At 72.0% G+C, this 19,294-nt stretch carries 21 protein-coding genes and 1 pseudogene; 15 read left to right on the top strand and 7 right to left on the bottom strand.

What is annotated here, in order from left to right; all coding sequences use genetic code 11:
* Positions 1-306: 306 nt before the first annotated feature.
* The 9 genes and pseudogenes from ESZ52_RS12370 to ESZ52_RS12330 form a co-directional block, all read left to right on the top strand.
* Positions 307-486, top strand: a pseudogene (locus tag ESZ52_RS12370) (HNH endonuclease); the annotation flags it as partial.
* Between the two features lie 235 nt (positions 487-721).
* Entirely contained in the window at positions 722-1,147 is a 426-nt protein-coding gene (gene rplS / locus ESZ52_RS12365) for a 50S ribosomal protein L19 (RefSeq protein ID WP_131105191.1), read from the top strand.
* Between the two features lie 238 nt (positions 1,148-1,385).
* Entirely contained in the window at positions 1,386-2,171 is a 786-nt protein-coding gene (gene lepB, locus ESZ52_RS12360; protein ID WP_238154529.1) for a signal peptidase I, read from the top strand.
* On the top strand, positions 2,168-2,926 hold the full coding sequence (locus ESZ52_RS12355) for a ribonuclease HII (RefSeq protein WP_202865335.1): 759 nt from the start codon (positions 2,168-2,170) through the stop codon (positions 2,924-2,926). Before lepB ends, ESZ52_RS12355 begins: the two co-directional genes overlap by 4 nt.
* Complete coding sequence (locus tag ESZ52_RS12350) at positions 2,923-3,249, top strand: DUF2469 domain-containing protein (RefSeq protein WP_131105190.1); 327 nt, start codon at positions 2,923-2,925, stop codon at positions 3,247-3,249. Before ESZ52_RS12355 ends, ESZ52_RS12350 begins: the two co-directional genes overlap by 4 nt.
* 387 nt (positions 3,250-3,636) lie before the next feature.
* Positions 3,637-4,014, top strand: a complete 378-nt coding sequence (locus tag ESZ52_RS12345) for a YraN family protein (protein WP_131105189.1) — start codon at positions 3,637-3,639, stop codon at positions 4,012-4,014.
* Positions 4,014-5,543 (top strand): YifB family Mg chelatase-like AAA ATPase, encoded by a 1,530-nt coding sequence (locus ESZ52_RS12340; protein WP_131105188.1) that lies wholly within the window; start codon positions 4,014-4,016, stop codon positions 5,541-5,543. Before ESZ52_RS12345 ends, ESZ52_RS12340 begins: the two co-directional genes overlap by 1 nt.
* Positions 5,540-6,673, top strand: a complete 1,134-nt coding sequence (dprA, locus tag ESZ52_RS12335) for a DNA-processing protein DprA (RefSeq protein ID WP_131105187.1) — start codon at positions 5,540-5,542, stop codon at positions 6,671-6,673. Before ESZ52_RS12340 ends, dprA begins: the two co-directional genes overlap by 4 nt.
* Positions 6,670-7,410, top strand: a complete 741-nt coding sequence (locus ESZ52_RS12330) for a M23 family metallopeptidase (protein ID WP_238154530.1) — start codon at positions 6,670-6,672, stop codon at positions 7,408-7,410. Before dprA ends, ESZ52_RS12330 begins: the two co-directional genes overlap by 4 nt.
* A gap of 142 nt (positions 7,411-7,552) precedes the next feature.
* Here ESZ52_RS12330 and ESZ52_RS12325 read toward each other — a convergent pair whose 3' ends face one another.
* The 3 genes from ESZ52_RS12325 to ESZ52_RS12315 all read right to left on the bottom strand — a co-directional run bounded on the left by ESZ52_RS12325 (position 7,553) and on the right by ESZ52_RS12315 (position 10,324).
* Complete coding sequence (locus ESZ52_RS12325; protein ID WP_238154552.1) at positions 7,553-8,479, bottom strand: tyrosine recombinase XerC; 927 nt, start codon at positions 8,477-8,479, stop codon at positions 7,553-7,555.
* A gap of 86 nt (positions 8,480-8,565) precedes the next feature.
* The gene (locus ESZ52_RS12320; protein WP_131105186.1) at positions 8,566-9,144 is read right to left on the bottom strand and encodes an RDD family protein; all 579 of its coding nucleotides are present in this window, start codon (positions 9,142-9,144) and stop codon (positions 8,566-8,568) included.
* A gap of 13 nt (positions 9,145-9,157) precedes the next feature.
* A complete protein-coding gene (locus ESZ52_RS12315) occupies positions 9,158-10,324 on the bottom strand; it encodes a pyridoxal phosphate-dependent aminotransferase (protein WP_131105185.1) in 1,167 nt (388 codons plus the stop codon).
* A gap of 374 nt (positions 10,325-10,698) precedes the next feature.
* Between ESZ52_RS12315 and rpsB the strand changes: the two genes are divergently transcribed.
* The 6 genes from rpsB (at position 10,699) to rlmN (ending at position 16,335) form a co-directional block, all read left to right on the top strand.
* Positions 10,699-11,682 (top strand): 30S ribosomal protein S2, encoded by a 984-nt coding sequence (gene rpsB / locus ESZ52_RS12310; RefSeq protein WP_131105184.1) that lies wholly within the window; start codon positions 10,699-10,701, stop codon positions 11,680-11,682.
* A 35-nt stretch (positions 11,683-11,717) separates the two neighbouring features.
* Entirely contained in the window at positions 11,718-12,548 is an 831-nt protein-coding gene (tsf, locus tag ESZ52_RS12305) for a translation elongation factor Ts (RefSeq protein ID WP_131105183.1), read from the top strand.
* 185 nt (positions 12,549-12,733) lie between these two features.
* Positions 12,734-13,513, top strand: coding sequence for a UMP kinase (gene pyrH / locus ESZ52_RS12300; RefSeq protein ID WP_131105182.1), 780 nt, complete (start codon positions 12,734-12,736; stop codon positions 13,511-13,513).
* A gap of 73 nt (positions 13,514-13,586) precedes the next feature.
* A complete protein-coding gene (gene frr, locus ESZ52_RS12295; protein ID WP_131105181.1) occupies positions 13,587-14,153 on the top strand; it encodes a ribosome recycling factor in 567 nt (188 codons plus the stop codon).
* A gap of 29 nt (positions 14,154-14,182) precedes the next feature.
* Positions 14,183-15,073, top strand: coding sequence for a phosphatidate cytidylyltransferase (locus ESZ52_RS12290; protein WP_131105180.1), 891 nt, complete (start codon positions 14,183-14,185; stop codon positions 15,071-15,073).
* A gap of 14 nt (positions 15,074-15,087) precedes the next feature.
* Positions 15,088-16,335 (top strand): 23S rRNA (adenine(2503)-C(2))-methyltransferase RlmN, encoded by a 1,248-nt coding sequence (rlmN, locus tag ESZ52_RS12285; RefSeq protein ID WP_131105179.1) that lies wholly within the window; start codon positions 15,088-15,090, stop codon positions 16,333-16,335.
* A gap of 27 nt (positions 16,336-16,362) precedes the next feature.
* Here rlmN and ESZ52_RS12280 read toward each other — a convergent pair whose 3' ends face one another.
* The 4 genes from ESZ52_RS12280 to ESZ52_RS12265 all read right to left on the bottom strand — a co-directional run bounded on the left by ESZ52_RS12280 (position 16,363) and on the right by ESZ52_RS12265 (position 19,185).
* Entirely contained in the window at positions 16,363-16,947 is a 585-nt protein-coding gene (locus tag ESZ52_RS12280) for a mycothiol transferase (protein WP_238154531.1), read from the bottom strand.
* A 172-nt stretch (positions 16,948-17,119) separates the two neighbouring features.
* Complete coding sequence (locus ESZ52_RS12275) at positions 17,120-17,350, bottom strand: helix-turn-helix domain-containing protein (RefSeq protein WP_131105178.1); 231 nt, start codon at positions 17,348-17,350, stop codon at positions 17,120-17,122.
* The gene (locus ESZ52_RS12270) at positions 17,350-17,829 is read right to left on the bottom strand and encodes a DUF2975 domain-containing protein (RefSeq protein WP_131105177.1); all 480 of its coding nucleotides are present in this window, start codon (positions 17,827-17,829) and stop codon (positions 17,350-17,352) included. The genes ESZ52_RS12275 and ESZ52_RS12270 overlap by 1 nt, the downstream gene beginning before the upstream one ends.
* Positions 17,830-17,886: 57 nt before the next feature.
* The gene (locus tag ESZ52_RS12265; RefSeq protein WP_131105176.1) at positions 17,887-19,185 is read right to left on the bottom strand and encodes an LOG family protein; all 1,299 of its coding nucleotides are present in this window, start codon (positions 19,183-19,185) and stop codon (positions 17,887-17,889) included.
* Between the last annotated feature and the right edge of the window lie 109 nt (positions 19,186-19,294).

Below are 19,294 nucleotides of genomic sequence, written 5' to 3'. Positions count from 1 at the left end.
AGCCTAACGTGACACGTTGTGGACACATGATCGAGTATGTCGGTCCGCTCCTCTCGTATGTGCGTACGGGATTGAGGGCAGGGGACGGTCCAGTAAAGAACTGGACGGAGACGCGCCGGAGGGGGTGTGTGGAGTGGCGCGAGGCGCATCGACGCAGGGTGAGCACGTTGATGACGCCCGGGCGGGTGCCGCGGCCACGGGACGGCTCCTCTCGCGCGACAGCCGCAAGCGGCTCTTCACCGGGGCGCTGCGCGACCTGGTCATCGCGGGGACCAGACCTGCCGGAGCGCCTGGTGCGGAGCCCCGGTCCGGCACGTGGACCACATCCAACGGTTCGCCGACCAGGGCAGCACCAGCGAGCGCAACGGCCGGGGCCTGTGCGCCCGGTGCAACCTGTCCCGAGAACGCCCGCGACAGCTGCACCCGCCGCCGGAGAGCTACCGGCCACCACCACCCCTGCTCCCGGTGTTCCCCCGGGCGGGCTGACCCTGCTCCCGGGCCGACTGCGCACCGTGCCGCGTTTGTCCGTGGTGGTTCGGTCTGGCAGAATCGACCCTTGCGTCCCGGCTGATCGACCAGGGCTCGCGCCCCTGCCACAGGGGGAGCGCGCGAGGGGTTGACACCGGGGACCGAACCCCACGACGACCGTGCAGCCGACAGCCCTGCCGCCTGCACCGAAGCGCCGAGGGTGACCTGTGGCACCACCGGTAGGAGAAGCATCATGCACAAGCTCGACGAGCTCGACGCAGCCAGCCTGCGGACCGACATCCCGGACTTCCGTGCGGGTGACACCGTCGACGTCCACGTGAAGGTCATCGAGGGCACCCGCTCGCGTATCCAGATCTTCAAGGGTGTCGTCATCCGCCGCCACGGAGGCGGGATCGGCGAGACCTACACCGTCCGCAAGGTCTCCTTCGGCGTCGGCGTGGAGCGCACCTTCCCGCTGCACTCCCCGAACGTGGAGAAGATCGAGGTCGTCTCCCGCGGTGTCGTCCGGCGCGCCAAGCTGTACTACCTGCGCGACCTGCGCGGCAAGGCCGCCAAGATCCGCGAGCGTCGCGACAGCACCCCCTCGGCCAAGGCTGCTTCCGCCGCGAAGTCCGCTCCCGCCGCAGCGGCCACCGAGGGCACCCCGCAGGACGCCTGAGCGGACCTGCACGACGCACGCGCACGGCATACCCGCACGAGCGCGCGCACGACATGCGCGCAGCACGCGGACCGATCCCCCGCCCGGGACCTCCGGCGGGGGATCGGCGTCTGTCCAGCCGGCCGGGTTAGGGTCTGGCAGGGCCAGACCGACCCGATCGGAGCAGCCCCGACCGGGCCGGCCCGCATCGCAGGCCCATCGAACGAGCTCCACAACGCACGAGCAAGGACGGCAGCAGGTGAGCGACCGGACCCGCGAGGACCCCACCGGCGGCGGCGAGGTGCCCGACGAGGGTGCGCACGCCGGGGAGGAGCCGGCGACGCGGCGAGAGCGGCGTCGTGGGGGCGGCTTCTGGCACGGTCTGCGTGAGCTGGCCGTGATCGCGGTGACCGCGCTGCTGATCTCCTTCCTCATCAAGACCTTCGTCATGCAGGCCTTCTGGATCCCCTCCGGCAGCATGGAGGACACGCTGGTCTACGGCGACCGGGTCATGGTGAGCAAGATCCAGGCCGGCCCCATGTCGGTCGAGCGCGGCGACATCGTCGTCTTCGAGGACCCGGGCGGCTGGCTGCCCGCCGTGCAGCGTCCGGACCGGGGACCGCTGATGGACGCCGTCTTCTCCGGGCTGGAGTTCGTCGGCATCGTGCCGTCCTCGCAGGGCAACCACCTGATCAAGCGGATCGTCGGGATGCCGGGTGACACCGTGGTGTGCTGCGACGACGAGGACCGCCTCAGCGTCAACGGGCAGCCGCTGGACGAGAGCGACTACCTCTACCCCGGGGACGCCCCCAGCACGGTGCCCTTCGAGATCACCGTGCCGGAGGACCACGTGTGGCTGCTCGGCGACCACCGCTCGAACTCGCGCGACTCCCGGGCCAACGACGACGGCACCGGCAGCGAGGGCTCGGTGCCCACGGACAACATCGTGGGCAAGGCGTTCGTGCTCATCTACCCGTTCAGCAACTTCACCTGGTTCAGCACGCCCGACACCTACGCCAGCGTCCCGGAGACCACGACACCGTGACCACCACCAGCCGCACCGCAAGTGCCACCCGCACCCCGGCGCCACGCCGCGCCGACGGCCCCCGCCGGCCCAGCCTGCGGGTCGAGCGGACGCTGCAGCGCGAGGGGTATGCCGTGCTCGTGGGCATGGACGAGGTCGGTCGGGGGGCGCTGGCCGGGCCGGTGTCGGTCGGCGTGGTGGCCATCGACGCCGAGTGCCGCAGTGCGCCGCAGGGGGTCAAGGACTCCAAGCTGCTCACGCCCGCGGCCAGGGAGCGGCTCGTGCCACGGATCCACCGCTGGTGCCTGGGCCACGGCGTGGGGCACGCCTGGCCCGAGGAGATCGACGCGATCGGCATCATGGCCGCGCTGCGCCTGGCGGGGGAGCGTGCCCTGGCCCAGCTGGAGGGGATCATGCCCGACCTGGTGCTGCTCGACGGCAACCACGACTGGCTCACCGACCCGCACCGGGTCGGGCTGCTCGGGCTCGTGGACGAGACACCCCCTCTCCCGCCCGTGCGGACCATGATCAAGGCCGACCTGCGTTGCTCCTCGGTCGCCGCAGCCTCGGTGCTGGCCAAGGTCGCCCGCGACACGCTCATGGTGCAGGCTGCCGGAGAGGAACGGCATACCCCCTATCGGTGGGAGCAGAACAAGGGGTATGCCGCGGCGGAGCACCTGGACGCGTTGCGCGAGCTGGGCCCCAGCGACTGGCACCGGCGCAGCTGGCGGCTGACGGGACCGCCGCACATCGATGACGAAGGGAGCGCAGGATGAGCGCCGAGGACCTGGAGCGCTACGAGACCGACATGGAGCTGGCGCTCTACCGGGAGTACCGCGACGTCGTCGGTCTGTTCAGCCACGTGGTCGAGACCGAGCGGCGCTTCTACCTGGCCAACGAGGTCGACGTCCAGGTGCGGACCGGGGGCGGCGAGACGTGGTTCGAGGTGACGATGGCCGACGCCTGGGTCTGGGACGTGTACCGCCCCGCGCGGTTCATCAAGAAGGCCCGGGTCATCACCTTCAAGGACGTCAACGTCGAGGAGCTGGCCAAGAGCGACCTGCAGATCCCGGACGGCGGGAGCCCCTTCGGCAAGTGAGCCGCAGGAGGCCGCGGACGAAGGACGGCGCCTCCGGCCGCAGGGGGGTGGCCGGAGGCGCCCTTCGCAAGAAGGAGATCCTTCTCGCGGTGGGGGGTGGGTACAGGGGGCCCCACCCCGGGCGACACCCGTGACGAGTCGCCGAGTACCACTATGGCACCTGCAGATGAAAGATTCATGAGAACCACGCCGCACGGCTGAACGGCACCTGGGAGTGCCTGGACCGGTGAGCCCTCCCGTCAGCGAGGGGCGCTGACAGCGGGCCGTCCACATCCTCCCGCCGAGCGCCGGGATGTCCACAGTCGCCGTGCCGCCGCTTGCCCGGGCGGGGTCGGCAGGCTGCCATGGGGGTGCAGCCGCAGGCGCGGCGTGAGGCGAGGAGGGGACATGGGCGGACCGGGGATGCCGTGGGCGCGAGCCAGGGCGGTGGGCGACCACGGGGAGGAGCTGGCCTGCGCGCACCTGCAGGGCCTGGGCTGGCAGGTGGTGGCGCGCAACTGGCGGTGCCCCCAGGGTGAGCTGGACGTGGTCGCCGACGAAGATGGGCTGCTGGTCTTCTGCGAGGTCAAGACCCGTAGGTCGACCCGGTTCGGCAGCCCGCTCGAGGCGGTGGACGAGCAGAAGGCGCGCCGCTTGCGCCGACTGGCGTGGGCGTGGCTCGCCGAGCACGGACGCAGGGGCGAAGCCTTCCGGATCGATGTCGTCGGCGTGCTCTGCCCCGCCGGCGCGCCGGCGCAGATCCAGCACCTGCAGGGTGTGGCCTGATGGGGCTGGCCAGGACGCACGCCGTCACGCTCACCGGCGTCGAGGGGCACCTCGTGACGGTGGAGGCGCAGGGCGCCGACGGACTGCCGGCCACGGTCATGACCGGTCTGGCCGACAAGGCGTGCAAGCAGGCGCCCGACCGGGTCCGCCCGGCATTGGCCAACTGCGGCATGCCGATCCCGCCGGCCCGGTGGACCATCAACCTCTCGCCGGCCGGGGTGCCGAAGACCGGGTCCGGCCTGGACCTCGGCATCGCGGTGGCGATGATGGCCGCCCAGGACCACGTGCCGGCCGCCGCGGTCCGCGGCCCGGCGCACATCGGCGAGATCGGGCTGGCGGGGGAGGTGCGCACCGTCCCGGGCGTGCTGCCGATGGTGGTGGCCGCAGCGGCGGACGGCGTGCGCGAGGTGCTGGTCGCGGCCGACGCCGCTCGGGAGGCGGCGCTCGTCGCGGGGGTGACCGTGCACCCGGTCCGTCACCTGGGTGAGGTGCAGGAGTTCTACAAGGCCAGGGCCGCTGGGGTCACCTACCTGCTGCCACCGCCGCCTGAGGTGCCTGCCCGCACCGTGCGCCGGCTCGACCTCTCCGACGTGGTCGGGCAGGCGACGGCCAGGGCGGCGCTGGAGATCTGCGCCGCTGGTGGCCACCACCTGCTGCTGGTCGGCCCACCCGGGGCGGGCAAGACCATGCTGGCCGAGCGGCTGCCCGGGATCCTGCCTCCCCTGACCGAGGAGCAGGCGCTCGCGGTCACCGCGATCCACTCGGTCCTGGGAGTGCTCCCAGGCGGCGGAGAGCTCGTCACGCACCCCCCGTTCGTGGCGCCGCACCACAGCGCGTCGACCGCGGCGGTCATCGGTGGGGGATCCCGGGCCATCCACCCCGGCGCGGTCTCGCGGGCGCACCACGGGGTGCTCTTCCTCGACGAGGCGCCGGAGTTCCGCCGCGACGTCCTCGACGCCCTGAGGCAGCCGCTGGAGTCGGGAGAGGTGGTCATCGCCCGCGCCGACCGGCACGTGCGCCTGCCTGCCCGCTTCCAGCTCATCCTGGCCGCCAACCCCTGCCCGTGCGGGAGCCCGGGCGCCCGGTGCGTGTGCCCGCCGTTCCGGCGCCGCGGCTATCTGTCCCGGCTCTCCGGGCCCCTGCTGGACCGGGTCGACCTGAAGCTGTCGGTCAGCGCCGTCACCAGGGCCGACCTGACCCTGCCCCGCGGCGAGCCCAGCGAGGTGGTCGCGACCAGGGTGCTGGAGGCCAGGGAGCGCCAGCGTGAGCGCTGGACCGGCACGCCGTACCTGCTCAACAGCCAGGTCCCCGGGGCGGTGCTCCGTCGCGGTCCCTGGCAGCTGCCGGCGGCCGACCGCCAGCCGCTGGACCGGGCCATGGACCGCGGCACCCTCACCCTGCGCGGGATGGACCGGGCTCTGCGGGTCGCGTGGACGATCGCCGACCTCCAGGCCCTGGACCGGCCGCGCCGCGCGCAGGTGCAGCTGGCCCTCGACCTGCGCACCCCGGCGGAGGCGAAGGTCGCATGAGCGGCTGGAGCGCGGGGACGTGCGCGCCGGGGCTGGACGAGCGCGCTGCGCGGTTGCTGCTCTCGCGCCTGGGGGAGCCCTACGACGAGTTCGTCCAGGGGCTGGTAGCGGAGTATGGCGTCCTCGACCTGGTCGGCTACGCACTGCGCGACGGACACACTCCGGACGGCACCGGTCTGGGGCGGCTGCTGGGGCGGCGGGAGCGTGCGCTCGCCGCAGACGACGACCACATCGCCCGCGCGCTGGGGCTGCGCGTGCTGGTCCCGGGAGATGAGGAGTGGCCCGCCGCGCTGGACGAGCTGCCGTGGGCGCCCTGGTGCCTGTGGGTGCGCGGACCGGTGCGCCTGGACGAGGTGCCGCAGCGCAGCGTCGCAGTGGTCGGGGCCCGGGCCAGCACCGCCTACGGCGAGCACCAGGCGACGCGACTGTGCATGGACCTCGCCGAGCGGGGTTTCGCCATCGTCTCCGGTGCCGCCTACGGCATCGACGCCGCGGCCCACCGGGCCGCCCTGGCTGTGGGCGGGACGACCCTGGCCGTGCTCGCCGGGGGAGTGGACGTGCCCTACCCCCGCACCAACGCCGACCTCATCGCCCGGATCGGGCAGGTGGGCGCACTGGTCAGCGAGACGCCACCGGGTGGGGCCCCGGCCCGGATGCGCTTCCTGGCCCGCAACCGGGTCATCGCGGCGCTCGCGACCGGCACCCTCGTCGTCGAGGCCGGTCTCCGCTCCGGCGCTCGCTCCACCGCCAAGAACGCCCGTGACCTCGGGCGGCACCTCATGGCCGTGCCCGGCCCGGTGGAGAGCGCCATGTCCGCGGGGTGTCACGCCGAGATCCGGATGGGAGCCACCCTGGTGACCGATGCCGCAGAGGTGATCGAGCTGGTGGGCCGGATCGGTCTGGACCTGGCACCGGTCAAGCAGGGTGCGGTCCGGGAGGAGGACGGCCTCGACGACGGGCTGCGGCGTGTCTGGCAGTGGCTGCGTCCACGCAGGTCGTCGTCGGTCGACGAGGTCATGGTCCGGTCCGGTCTGTCGATGGCGGAGGTCCTGACCGCGCTGGGGGACCTGGAGGAGCTTGGCCTGGCTGAGCATCTGCTCGACGGCTGGCGTCGCAGGTCGCCGCGATGAGCACGCGCGGTCGGTCTCGGCCGACGGCTCTGCTGATGTTCATGGCGGTGGTGGTGGTGCAGGCCCTGCTGCCGGGCACGACGTCGCTGCCCGGCGCCGCGGCCCTGGTGGGTGACGTGCTGGGGCCGGTCGATGCCGTGATGGGCGCCGCAGACCGCGGGATGGTCGCCGTCGAAGACGAGGGCGCGGTCACCGACAGGGTGGCCGCAGCCGCGCAGCGTCGGCCGTCATCGACGGGCCTGGTGGTCTCGCAGGTGCTGGGGGTGCGCGAGCCAGCCGGGCGAGGATCATCCGAGGTCGCGCCGGACCGCACCCGGACCGCGCCGTGGGACTGGCCCCTGGTCGGCGTCCCGCCCGTCGCCCGGGCCTTCGACCTGCCGGAGCAGCGCTGGCTCCCCGGCCATCGCGGTCTCGACCTGGTCGGGGTCGCGGGCGAGCAGGTGCTGGCCGTCGACGCGGGGGTCATCACCTTCAGCGGCACGATCGCCGGGGTGGGAATGGTCAGCGTGACCCACGAGAGCGGGCTGCGCAGCACCTACCAACCGGTGGAGGAGCGGGAGCCTCGGGACGACCGGGTCGGGCGGGGGCAGCGCCTCGGTGTGCTGGGTGCCACCGGCAGCCACTGCGTGTCCGAGGACTGCCTGCACCTGGGAGCCGTGCGAGGACGGGACGCCTACGTCGATCCCCTGCTCCTGCTGCTCGGTGCGGAGCTCGCCCTGCTCCCGGTGGCACCGTGACACGGGGGCGGATCGGCGGCACCGGTCAGAGGGATGTCGCAGGCACCGATGAGACGGGTGTCGCAGGCACCGATGAGACGGGTGACCGTGCTGGGGGACTGGTGGGCTCGGGCGGGACAGGCGCCGTGCTGAGCCCTGTGCGTCAGGCGCGGGGGTGGGCCTGCTGGTACGCGGCCCGCAGTCGGTCGACCGAGACGTGGGTATAGATCTGTGTCGTGGCCAGGCTGGCGTGCCCCAGCAGCTCCTGGACCGTGCGCAGGTCGGCGCCGCCCTCGAGCAGGTGGGTGGCGGCGCTGTGCCGCAGTCCGTGCGGACCCATGGCCGGGGTGTCGGGCAGGTGGCGCAGCAGCTCCTGCAGCGACGAACGGACCTGCCGCTGGTCCACCCGACGCCCGCGGCGACCCAGGAAGAGCGCTGGACCGGAGGCGTCGGTCGCCAGCCGGGGCCGCCCCGCGGCCAGCCACACCTGCAGTGCATCGGCGGCCGGGGCGCCGAACGGCACGATCCGCTCCTTGGCCCCCTTGCCCAGCACCCTGGCAGTGCCGGCCTGCAGGTCGACGTCGTCCACGTCGAGACCGGTCAGCTCGCCGACCCGCATGCCCGAGGCGTAGAGCAGCTCCAGCATGGCCCGGTTGCGCTGGTGCACCGGGTCGTCGTCGTCCGCGGCGACACCGGCCAGGTCCATCAGCTCCCCGGCCTGAGGTGCTCGTAGCACGGCAGGCAGGTGCTTGTCCCTGCCCGGCGCGAGGAGCCGCAGCGAGGGGTCCTGGCCGACCCGGCCGTCACGGTGGGCCCAGCGGAAGAAGGTCTTGGCCGCCGCGGCGCGCCGGGAGACCGTGGACCGCGCCGCGCCATCGGCTCCCAACCTGCCCAGCCAGGAGCGCAGGTCGGCCAGGCGTACCTCGTCGAGATCGGTCAGCCCCTGCGTGATCAGGTGGGCGTCCAGGTCGCGCAGGTCGGCGAGGTAGGCACGGACCGTGTGGTCCGAACGCCCCTTCTCCACCCGCAGGTGCTGCTCGAACGCATCGACGACCTTGGGGGTCAGAACGGCCGCGCATCCCGGCTGGATGCCACGGATGGATGGGGTGGCGGGGGCAGACCGGGCACCGGCGGACGGCGTGGAGGACGTGGCGCGAGTGGGCGGGGTGGCGGGCGTCACGAGCCGCTCCTGCGCGGGGGAGCTGTGCCGCCCTCCACCCGCGTCCCGGCGATCCGGTCGTGGATGCCGCGGCCACCGACCAGCGCGGGCAGGGCGCAGGCCAGACCCAGCAGGGTGCCCACGATGCCGAACCCGATGCCGAGTCCGACCTGGATCTCGAACATGCCCCGGGTGAAGCCCATGTGGCCCAGCTGCCAGGCCAGGACCTTGACCAGGTTGCGCACCCAGACCGCGCCGACGGTCGGTGCGGACCCGTCAACCCTCGCGACGCGCAGGCCGGCCCAGCGCTTGCCCAGGGTCGCGTGCCGCGAGGAGGCCTCGGTGAGGACGAGGTAGAGCAGGTACGGCAGCACCGTGGCGACCGTGATGAGCACGTCTGCCGTGAGCAGGTCGCGCAGCGTCGTCGCGCCCGGGTCGCCCGCGGGGAGCAGCGGTCGCAGGATGAGACCCAGCACGGTGAGGGCACCCAGCCAGGCACCCACCACCAGCCAGTCGAGCAGCCAGGACCGCACCCGCGCGACCGCCCCGGGCCGGAGGGATGGCGCAGGCGGAGAGATGGCGGAGATGGACGGCATACCGTCCAGCCTGTCAGGGACGGGGCAGCCGGTGGAGACGGCGCGCCGCCTCGCGCAGCACGTCCTCGCGCTTGCAGAAGGCGAACCGCACCAGGGACGCCACCGGGGCGGGGTCGTCGCAGAAGACCGAGACCGGGACACCGACCACGCCCAGCTCCTCGGGCATCCGCCGGCAGAAGTCGACCGCGTCCTCGACACCGTGCCCGGCGAAGTCGGCGATGACGAAGTAGGTGCCCTGGCACGGGCTGACCGGCACCCCGACCTCGGTGAGCGCGGTCACGACCAGGTCGCGCTTCGCCTGCAGCTCGGCGGCGAAGCCGGTGAAGAAGTCGTCCGGCATCGACAGCCCGTGGGCGACCGCCGGCTGCAGGTGGGTAACGCCGACGAAGGTGAGGAACTGCTTGACCGCCGCGACCGCGTCGATCAGGTCGGCGGGCCCGGTGACCCAGCCCGTCTTCCAGCCGGTGAAGGAGAAGGTCTTGCCGACCGAGGAGATGGTCAGCGTGCGCTCGGTCATCCCCGGCAGCGTCGCGATCGGCACATGCGTGAGCTCGTCGAAGACGAGGTGCTCGTAGACCTCGTCGGAGATCACGATGAGGTCGTGCTCGATCGCGAGGGCGGCCACCGCCTCCAGCTCGGCACGGGAGAAGACCTTGCCCGTCGGGTTGTGCGGGGTGTTGAGCAGCAGCACCCGCGTCCGCCCGGTCACGGCGGCCCGGAGCGCGTCGACGTCCAGCGTGAGGTCGGGGAAGCGCAGCTGGACCGTCCGGCGGACCCCGCCGGCCATCCCCACGCAGGCGGCGTAGGAGTCGTAGTAGGGCTCGACCATCAGCACCTCCTCGCCCGGCTCGACCAGCGCGATGAGCGCCGCCGCGATCGCCTCCGTCGCGCCGACGGTGACCAGCACCTGCCGATCCGGGTCCACGGGTATGCCGTAGAACCGCTCCTGGTGCGCGGCCACGGCTTCGCGCAGGACGGGCAGGCCGCGGGCCGGGGCGTACTGGTTCTGACCGCCCAGGAGCGACTCGTGCGCCACCTGCACCATCTCCCGCGGCCCCTCGGTGTCGGGGAAGCCCTGGCCGAGGTTGACCGCGTCGAACCGCAGGGCCCGTTGGGTCATCTCGGCGAAGACCGACGTGCCGAAGGGGCGAAGGCGCTGGACGAGCCGGTCCGAGGTCATGGCCCCACCGTAACGAGAGCCGGGACGAGAGTCGGGACGAGAGGGGGCCCGAGAGACGGGCCCGAAAGACGATGGCCGCAGAGACGGTAGCCAGACAGGGTGGCAGGGCTGGGGTACCGCGGGGCCCAGGTCGAGCCGGCAGCGGTCGGAGCATCGCCGCTGGTCCGGTAGGATGGAGGGCACGTGCGGTGTGTCTTACGCCGCACGAATTCGCGCCCGGGCGCGGTCGACACACCCCGAGCTCCGACTCGGACCAGGTCACTGACGACGGCGCACCCCGCGGTCCCGCACGGCATACCCACATCTGCTGCACGGGTGGGGAGCGTCCCCGGGCCAGGACCAACTGCACCTCGACAAGAAAGCGAGACCTCGGCATGGCCGTCGTCACCATGCGCCAGCTCCTGGAGAGCGGCGTCCACTTCGGGCACCAGACCCGTCGGTGGAACCCCAAGATGAAGCGCTTCATCATGACCGAGCGCAACGGCATCTACATCATCGACCTGCAGCAGTCGCTGACCTACCTCAACGAGGCCTACGACTTCGTCAAGCAGACCGTCGCCCACGGCGGCAGCATCCTCTTCGTCGGCACCAAGAAGCAGGCCCAGGAGGCCATCGCGGAGCAGGCGACCCGGGTCGGGATGCCCTACGTGAACCACCGCTGGCTCGGTGGCATGCTCACCAACTTCCAGACCGTCTCCAAGCGCCTCACGCGCATGAAGGAGCTGGAGGAGATCGACTTCGACGACGTGGCGGGCAGCATGCACACGAAGAAGGAGCTGCTCATGATGCGTCGCGAGTTCGACAAGCTGAGCAAGACGCTGGGCGGCATCCGGGACATGCAGAAGGTGCCCTCGGCCGTCTGGGTCGTCGACACCAAGAAGGAGCACCTCGCCGTCACCGAGGCCCGCAAGCTAGGCCTGCCGGTCATCGCGATCCTCGACACCAACTGCGACCCGGACGAGGTCGACTACAAGATCCCCGGCAACGACGACGCGATCCGCTCCGTCGCCCTGCTGACCCGCGTGGTGGCCGACGGCGTCGCCGAGGGCCTGATGGCCCGCGCCGGCGGTGGCTCCGAGTCCAGCGCCGAGGGCGCTGCGGCCGAGCCGATGGCCGAGTGGGAGCGCGAGCTCCTCGCCGGCGGCGAGCCCGAGCAGAGCGGCGACGTCACCGCCACCCCGGCCGAGGCCGCGACCGAGGAGCAGCCGGCCGCCGAGGCCGTCGAGTCCGTCGTCGACGCGCCGGTCGAGGCGCCCGCCGAGGGCCCGGCCGAGGGTGCTGCCACCCCGGGTGCCGACGCCGCCCCCGCGATCGACGCCGACGGTGACACCCAGGTCGCCGAGCCGACCAAGTCCTGACCACCCGCCGCACCCCAAGGAGCGAGACACCACACATGGCTGCGAACTACACCGCCGCTGACATCAAGTCCCTGCGCGAGTCCACCGGCGCCGGGATGATGGACGTCAAGAAGGCGCTCGACGAAGCCGAGGGCGACCTGGCCAAGGCGACCGACATCCTGCGCGTCAAGGGCCTCAAGGGCGTCACCAAGCGCGAGGGCCGCTCGGCCTCCAACGGCCTGGTCCGGGCCCACGTCGACGGCGGCGTCGGCACCCTGGTCGAGGTCAACTGCGAGACCGACTTCGTGGCGAAGAACCCGAAGTTCGGCGAGCTCGCCGACCAGCTGCTGGCCCAGGCCGTCGCGGTCGAGGCCGCGGACGCCGAGGCGCTGCTGGCCTCCGAGCTCGACGGCAAGACCGTCAAGGACATCGTCGACGACGCCAACGCCGGGCTCGGCGAGAAGATCGAGATCCGTCGGGTCGCCCGCGTCGAGGGTGACCAGGTCGTGAGCTACCTGCACAAGACCATGCCCGACCTGCCCGCGCAGATCGGCGTCCTGGTGGCGACCACCGGTGGCGACCAGCAGGTGGCCCGGGACATCGCGATGCACGTCGCGGCTTTCGCGCCGACCGTGCTCAACCGCGACGAGATCGACAGCACGACCGTCGAGAACGAGCGTCGCATCGCCGAGGAGACCGCCCGCGAGGAGGGCAAGCCGGAGCAGGCGCTGCCCAAGATCATCGAGGGTCGCGTCAACGGCTTCTTCAAGGAGAACGTGCTGCTCGACCAGGCGTTCGCCAAGGACGCCAAGAAGTCCGTCGGCCAGGTCGCCAAGGAGGCCGGCGCCGAGGTGACCGGCTTCGCCCGGTTCAAGGTCGGCGTCTGAGCGCGTCGCACGACTGACTGACAGCAGGTCCGGCAGGGCCCGTCGCAGCCTCGGCTGCGGCGGGCCCTGCCGCGTCCCCGGGAGCAGTCCCCGAGCCGTCGCCGGACCGGTTCCTCGGATGCCCGTCCGGGGCACGGTGTGTGGCAGGATCGAGCGACCGCACCCCTCACCTGGAGGCCCTCAGCATGACCTCGACCGTGCCCGCACCCGCCGCCCTGCACTCCCCGACCTCACCCCCGGCCACGGACACGCCCCACTCGCGGCGCCGGGTGCTGCTGAAGCTGTCGGGCGAGGCCTTCGGCGGCGGCAAGGTCGGAGTGGACCCGGACGTCGTCAGAGGGATCGCGCGCCAGATCGCGAAGGCGCACGCGGAGGGTGTGGAGATCGCGGTCGTCATGGGCGGTGGCAACTTCTTCCGTGGCGCCCAGCTGCAGCAACGGGGCATGGAGCGCTCACGCGCCGACTACATGGGCATGCTGGGCACCGTGATGAACTGCCTGGCGCTGCAGGACTACCTGGAGAAGGAGGGCGTGGACACCCGCGTCCAGACCGCCATCACCATGGGCCAGGTTGCCGAGCCCTACATCCCGCGCAAGGCCATCCGGCACCTGGAGAAGGGACGGGTGGTCATCTTCGGCGCAGGGGCCGGCATGCCGTACTTCTCCACCGACACCGTCTCGGCGCAGCGCGCCCTGGAGATCAAGTGCGACGCGGTCCTGATGAGCAAGCACGGGGTGGACGGTGTCTACACCGGCGACCCCCACGCCGACCCCCAGGCGGTCAAGCTCGACGAGCTGACCTTCAGCGAGGCGCTGAGCAGCAACCTGCGCGTGGTCGACGCCGCGGCGTTCAGCCTGTGCATGGACAACGAGCTGCCGATGCTGGTCTTCGGCATCGACGGCGAGGACTCGATCACCCAGGCGATCAAGGGTGAGAAGATCGGGACACTGGTCACCGCCGGCTGACAAGCCCGCAGGCGTCCAGGACGCAGACCCCGCAGGACCGCGTACCACTGCATACCCACGAAGGAGCACCACCATGTCCGAGGTCGTCGAGATGGCCCTCATGGAGGCCGAGGAGAAGATGGACAAGGCGCTGGAGGTGGCGCGGGAGGACATGTCCTCGATCCGCACCGGCCGGGCCCACCCCGGCATGTTCAGCCGGCTCGAGGTCGACTACTACGGCGCGGCGACCCCGCTGCAGCAGCTGGCCAGCTTCACCGTCCAGGACGCGCGCACGCTGCTCATCACGCCCTACGACAAGGGCTCGCTGCGGGAGATCGAGAAGACGCTGCGCGACTCCGACCTCGGGGCCAACCCCAGCAACGACGGCAACGCGATCCGGATCGTCATGCCGCAGCTGACGGAGGAGCGGCGCAAGGAGTACATCAAGCTCGCGCACACCAAGGGTGAGGACGCCAAGATCTCGGTGCGGCACGTGCGGCGGCACGCGAAGGACCAGATCGACAAGGCCGTCAAGGACGGTGAGATCGGCGAGGACGAGGGCACCCGCGCGGAGAAGGAGCTCGAGGCGCTGACCAAGAGCCGCGTCGATGCGATCGATGAGATTCTCAAGGTCAAGGAGGCCGAGCTGCTCGAGGTCTGAGCGGCTCTCCCGGTGGCGGCGGTCCGGGTATGACGGACGACCAGACACAGAGGCCGGTGGCGCACGCGTCCCCGGCCTCTCGTCCTGCCCCCAGGCCCGCCGACCCCGCGCCCGCGCGGACACCCCGGGCCGGGCGCAACCTGCCGGCGGCCATCGCCGTCGCGGTGGCGCTGCTGCTGCTCATCGGGGCAAGCCTGGCCTTCTGGAAGCCGGCCTTCGTCCTGGTGGTGACCGCGGCCGCCGTCGTCGGGGTCTGGGAGCTGTCCGCCGCGATCCGCCACGGACGCGTGCACCCGCCCCTGCCGCCGCTGCTGCTGTCGACGGCACTGGTGCCGCTCGCCTTCTGGGGCGGTGCGGACGCGCTCGGTCTGGGCTTCGCTGCGGCGGCCGCCCTAGTCCTGCTGTGGCGCGCGGTCGGTCCGCCCGAGGGTGCCGTGCGGGACATCGCCGGCGGGGTCTTCATCATCGCCTACGTGCCGCTGCTGGCGGCGATCACCTCGCTGATGCTCGCCGAGCCGGACGGCGTCGGCCGCATCATCACCTTCATCCTCGTCACCGTCGCCTCCGACACCGGGGGGTATGCCGTCGGGGTGTTCAAGGGACGGACCCCCATGGCGCCGTCGCTGTCGCCGAAGAAGTCCTGGGAGGGGTTCTCCGGGTCCGTCGCGACCAGCGCGGTGGTGGGTGCGGCGTGCGTGGCGCTGCTGCTCGACGGCGCCTGGTGGGCCGGGCTGGTCGTGGGGGCGTTCGCCGCCGTCTTCGCCACCATCGGCGACCTGGCCGAGTCGTCGATCAAGCGCGACCTGGGCATTAAGGACATGGGCAGCCTGCTGCCCGGCCACGGCGGGATCATGGACCGGCTGGACTCGCTGCTCATCACCGCCACCGTCTGCTGGGCGCTGCTGCACGTCCTGGTCTGAGAGACTGGTCGGTGATGACTACCGACCTGCCCGCCCCCAGCAGCAGCCGACCGGCACCCGGCGCGCTGACCTTCACCGCGCCCCGCCGGGGCAAGGCGCCCCAGCACCTGGCCGACCTCGACCTGGCCGGACGCAAGGCCTGGGCCCAGGAGCTGGGCATCCCGGGCTTTCGCGCCGACCAGGTCAGCCGGCACTACTTCGAGCGCCTAGTCGCCGACCCCGCCCAGATGACCGACCTGCCCAAGGCAGGCCGTGAGGAGCTGGTCTCCGGGCTCCTGCCCACCCTGCTCACCCCGGTCCGCACCCTGACCGCCGACGGTGGCGCCACCATCAAGCAGGTGCACCGGCTGCACGACGGCGCGATGGTCGAGTCGGTGCTGATGCGGTACACCGGACGGGTGACGATGTGCATCTCCAGCCAGGCCGGCTGCGGGATGAACTGCCCGTTCTGCGCGACCGGCCAGGCCGGGCTCACCCGCAACCTGTCCACCGCCGAGATCGTGGAACAGGTCGTCGCCGCCGCGCGCACGCTGCGGCACGGTGACCTCGCCGAGGCACCGGGGGAGGATGCCGCACCGGCCGGTGAGCTGGGTGCGCCCCCCGAGCAGCAGGACGGACCCGGCCTGCAGGTGGACGGGCACGGTGTAGGTGATGCCCGTGAGGCGCTGCGGGTCTCCAACGTGGTCTTCATGGGGATGGGCGAGGCGCTGGCGAACTACAAGGCGGCCATCGGCGCCATCCGTCGCCTGGTGGACCCCTCGCCCGAGGGGCTCGGGATGTCGGCCCGCGGGGTGACGATGTCTACCGTCGGGTTGGTCCCGGCGATCGACAAGCTGGGCCGGGAGGGCATCCCGGTCACCCTGGCGCTGTCCCTGCACGCCCCGGACGACGAGCTGCGCGACGAGCTGGTGCCGATCAACACCCGGTGGAAGGTCGACGAGGCGCTGGACGCGGCGCGACGCTACTTCGACACCACCGGTCGACGCGTCTCCATCGAGTACGCCCTCATCCGGGACATCAACGACCACGCCTGGCGGGCTGACCTGCTGGGCGAGAAGCTGAACGCCCGCGGCCGGGGCTGGGTGCACGTCAACCCCATCCCGCTGAACCCGACCCCCGGATCGAAGTGGACCGCCTCCCGGCGCGGGGTCGAGCAGCAGTTCGTCGAGCGGCTGCTCGCCCACGGCATCCCGACCACCGTCCGCGACACCCGTGGCTCGGAGATCGACGGCGCCTGCGGGCAGCTGGCTGCCACCGTCTAGCGGCCCGGCCCGGTCGCTCCGGGTCGGCTAGGGCAGCATCGGCCAGTCGGCCGGCGGGTCCTCGCCGACGCGGCCGTCGAGGGCCTCGCGCAGCAGGTCCATGTGGCCGGTGTGCCGACCGTACTCCTCGATGAGGTCGTGCAGGTGGCGCCGGATGCTCGGTCGGGTCCCACCGAACTCGAGGTGGCCGGGCAGGTCCAGACCGCCCCCGTCCAGCAGCTCCTGCTGGCGGGCACGGGATCGGCCCACGGCTGCGGCCCAGAGCTCGTAGACCTGCTCGGCGGTCTCCCCGTCACCGACGGTGAACTGCCAGTGCGCCGCCTCCTCCTCCGGCACCGACAGCCAGGTGACCGGCGGGCGGCCGGAGGTCCGCCAGCAGAAGACGTCGTCCTCGCAGACGGCCAGGTGCTTGAGCAGACCGCCCACGGTCAGCTCGGACGTAGGGATGGCCCGCGCCTTCAGCTGTTCGGCGTCCAGACCGTCCGCCTTCCACCGGAAGGTCGCCCGCAGCCGCTCCAGCGTCGCGAACACGTGCTCCGTGTCCGTGCCGGCCAACGGTGGCTCCCACGCGGGCTGGCCGGTGCCGATGTCGGTGCTCATGTCGGTGCTCATGTCGGTGCTCACTGTGGCCTCCTGAGAGTGACGACCGGGTCTGCGGTCCACGTCACGCTAGTGCTGGTGCACGCGCCGCGTCTGCCCGCGCAGGTGCGGCCACGGACAGGTCGCGTCCGCGTCAGGTGCTGGTGAGTCCGACCCGTTCGCCCTCTCGGGTGGTCTCCCGCGTTCAGCTGGGGTCCTGGTGGCCGGCGTCGCCGGGCACCCACTCGAGAAGGTCCCCGGGCTGACAGCCCAGCACCTCGCACATCCTCTCCAGCGTGGTGAAGCGCACCGCTTTGGCGCGTCCGTTCTTCAGGACCGCCACGTTGGCCGGGGTGATGCCGACACGCTCGGCGAACTCCCCGACAGACATCTTCCGCCTGGCCAGCTCCACGTCGATGCGCACGACGATGGGCATCAGATCACCATCTCCATCTCGCTCCGCAACGTCGTGGCCTGCACCAGCAGCGCACGCATGACCCAGACCAGCAACGCCAGACCGGCTCCGGCGAGCACCCCTGCCCACAGGGCAAGCATCCACAGCGGCGGACCGGCGATCGTCATCGACTGGTAGGTGATCGTCACCAGGCAGACCAGACCACCGGCCGCGAAGGCTCCGATGATGCCGTCCACCCAACGCAGTGCCCCAGGAGTGAATACCCTCCCGTCGCGGACGAAGCCCAGCAACCTGATGGTGCACACGATCACGGCCTGGACACAGACGAGGCCCAAGACGGCAAGGGTGAGGATGGGCCAGCGCAGGTGCGCCTCCGCGGGAAGGTCTCGGGCCATCTCGCCGGAGAGCCAGGGCAGGAACACGGCCTGCAGGAGGAGGATCACCACCACGGCCACCCCGAGGAGCACGCGCAGGACAGTGATGACGACTCGGTGGCTCATACGACCAGTGTCGACAGGAATCTATCGAAAGTCAATAGATTCGCATGAGCGATTCGCTTACCGTGCGTCATCTGCACGGACCTCGTGCAGCAGGGCCGCGGCCTCGTCGACGGTGTCGACCAGGTGCAGCGCCCCTTCCATCCGGCGGCCCTGACCGAGCGCCTGCAGCAGGGGCCAGACGGGGAGCTTCCTCGTCCAGTGGTCGCGGCCGACCAGGACAAGAGGGGCCATGGGCAGAGTCGTCTGGGTCGTCTGCGTCGTCTGGGCCCTCTGCGTCGTCTGGGCCGTCTGGGTCCGTTCAGCCGCACCTACCTCGTAGTAGAGCCGGGTCGCCATCTGGAAGACCTCCTGGACGGTGCCGGCCGCGCCGGGGAGCACGACCAGACCGTCCCTGGAGTGCGCCAGCAACAGGTCCTCGCGCAGTGCGTTGGAGAAGAACTTGGCGATGAGCTGGGCGAAGGCGTTCGGCGGCTCGTGCCCGTAGTACCAGGTCGGGATGCCGAGGCTGCGCACCCGACGCGGACCGGCCGGCCGGCCCTCACCCGTCCGCAGGTCGAGGGCCGGGCGCGCCCAGGCGGCGATGTCCGGGGCGAAGTCCGGCACCTCGGCGACCCTGACCAGGGCGTCGGCCAGGACGTCCTCGTCGGGAGCCCAGGCGCCCAGGTTGGCGGCCTCCATCGCGCCCGGCCCGCCACCGGTGACGACCAGGAACCCTGCCGCGGCCAGACGGTGGCCCAGCACGGCGGCTGCGGCGAACTCCTCGGTACCCCGGCGCAGCGCGTGCCCGCCCATCACGCCGACCACCCTGCGGCCCTCCACCGTCGCGGTGAGCGCGTCGGACATCGCGTCGTCGTGAATGGCGCGCAGCACGGTCACGTAGGCGTCGTGCCTGACCGTCGCGTCCTCGAACCAGCGGTAGGCCCGGGCGTCGGGGGTGGCGGCATACCCCTCCTCGGCCAACCCGGCATACAGCTCCTGGGCGGTGTAGAGCCGGGCCCGGTAGGGGTCGACGGGGGCCAGCGGCGCCGCAGGGAAGACGATGGCGCCGTGCCGGCGCAGGTGCTCCTCCACCTCCTGGTCCAGGGTCCCGCCGAGGACGACGATGTCGGTGAGGTCGTCCCTGGTCAGCAGCAGCTCCTTGTCGCGGGTCAGGTCCAGGCCCTGCAACCGGAGGTTGTGCAGCGGCTCCGGGGAGTCGAGCAGGCGCCGCCAGGTCGTGCCGTCCTCCACCTCCCGGCCCGCCGCAGGGCCGGTCGGCTCGACCCGGTAGTAGCGCACCTCGTCGCCGCGTGCGCCGGACGACCCGACCCGTGCACGGGAGTAGCGATCGGACACGGGGTGCTCGGCGTGCGGCATACACCGACCCTAGACACCGTCGGTCCTCGAACTGCTCGCCCCCCGACCGACGGGCCGGCGGGGCCGTCCGGCGCGCGACCCGTGCCGCCCGGCGAGCCTCACCGGACCC

The organism is Ornithinimicrobium sufpigmenti (assembly GCF_004322775.1).
GTDB classification, from domain to species: Bacteria; Actinomycetota; Actinomycetes; order Actinomycetales; family Dermatophilaceae; genus Ornithinicoccus; species Ornithinicoccus sufpigmenti.
The sequence above is the reverse complement of the archived record's forward strand: the minus strand, read 5'-3'. Positions and strand labels throughout refer to the sequence as shown.

Coding starts and splice junctions, on each gene's coding strand:
- rplS (WP_131105191.1), top strand. CDS start 722: ATGCACAAGCTCGACGAGCTCGACGCAGCCAGCCTGCGGACCGACATC.
- ESZ52_RS12350 (WP_131105190.1), top strand. CDS start 2,923: ATGAGCGCCGAGGACCTGGAGCGCTACGAGACCGACATGGAGCTGGCG.
- ESZ52_RS12345 (WP_131105189.1), top strand. CDS start 3,637: ATGGGCGGACCGGGGATGCCGTGGGCGCGAGCCAGGGCGGTGGGCGAC.
- ESZ52_RS12340 (WP_131105188.1), top strand. CDS start 4,014: ATGGGGCTGGCCAGGACGCACGCCGTCACGCTCACCGGCGTCGAGGGG.
- dprA (WP_131105187.1), top strand. CDS start 5,540: ATGAGCGGCTGGAGCGCGGGGACGTGCGCGCCGGGGCTGGACGAGCGC.
- ESZ52_RS12330 (WP_238154530.1), top strand. CDS start 6,670: ATGAGCACGCGCGGTCGGTCTCGGCCGACGGCTCTGCTGATGTTCATG.
- ESZ52_RS12320 (WP_131105186.1), bottom strand. CDS start 9,144: ATGCCGTCCATCTCCGCCATCTCTCCGCCTGCGCCATCCCTCCGGCCC.
- ESZ52_RS12315 (WP_131105185.1), bottom strand. CDS start 10,324: ATGACCTCGGACCGGCTCGTCCAGCGCCTTCGCCCCTTCGGCACGTCG.
- rpsB (WP_131105184.1), top strand. CDS start 10,699: ATGGCCGTCGTCACCATGCGCCAGCTCCTGGAGAGCGGCGTCCACTTC.
- tsf (WP_131105183.1), top strand. CDS start 11,718: ATGGCTGCGAACTACACCGCCGCTGACATCAAGTCCCTGCGCGAGTCC.
- pyrH (WP_131105182.1), top strand. CDS start 12,734: ATGACCTCGACCGTGCCCGCACCCGCCGCCCTGCACTCCCCGACCTCA.
- frr (WP_131105181.1), top strand. CDS start 13,587: ATGTCCGAGGTCGTCGAGATGGCCCTCATGGAGGCCGAGGAGAAGATG.
- ESZ52_RS12290 (WP_131105180.1), top strand. CDS start 14,183: ATGACGGACGACCAGACACAGAGGCCGGTGGCGCACGCGTCCCCGGCC.
- rlmN (WP_131105179.1), top strand. CDS start 15,088: ATGACTACCGACCTGCCCGCCCCCAGCAGCAGCCGACCGGCACCCGGC.
- ESZ52_RS12280 (WP_238154531.1), bottom strand. CDS start 16,947: ATGAGCACCGACATGAGCACCGACATCGGCACCGGCCAGCCCGCGTGG.
- ESZ52_RS12275 (WP_131105178.1), bottom strand. CDS start 17,350: ATGCCCATCGTCGTGCGCATCGACGTGGAGCTGGCCAGGCGGAAGATG.
- ESZ52_RS12270 (WP_131105177.1), bottom strand. CDS start 17,829: ATGAGCCACCGAGTCGTCATCACTGTCCTGCGCGTGCTCCTCGGGGTG.
- ESZ52_RS12265 (WP_131105176.1), bottom strand. CDS start 19,185: ATGCCGCACGCCGAGCACCCCGTGTCCGATCGCTACTCCCGTGCACGG.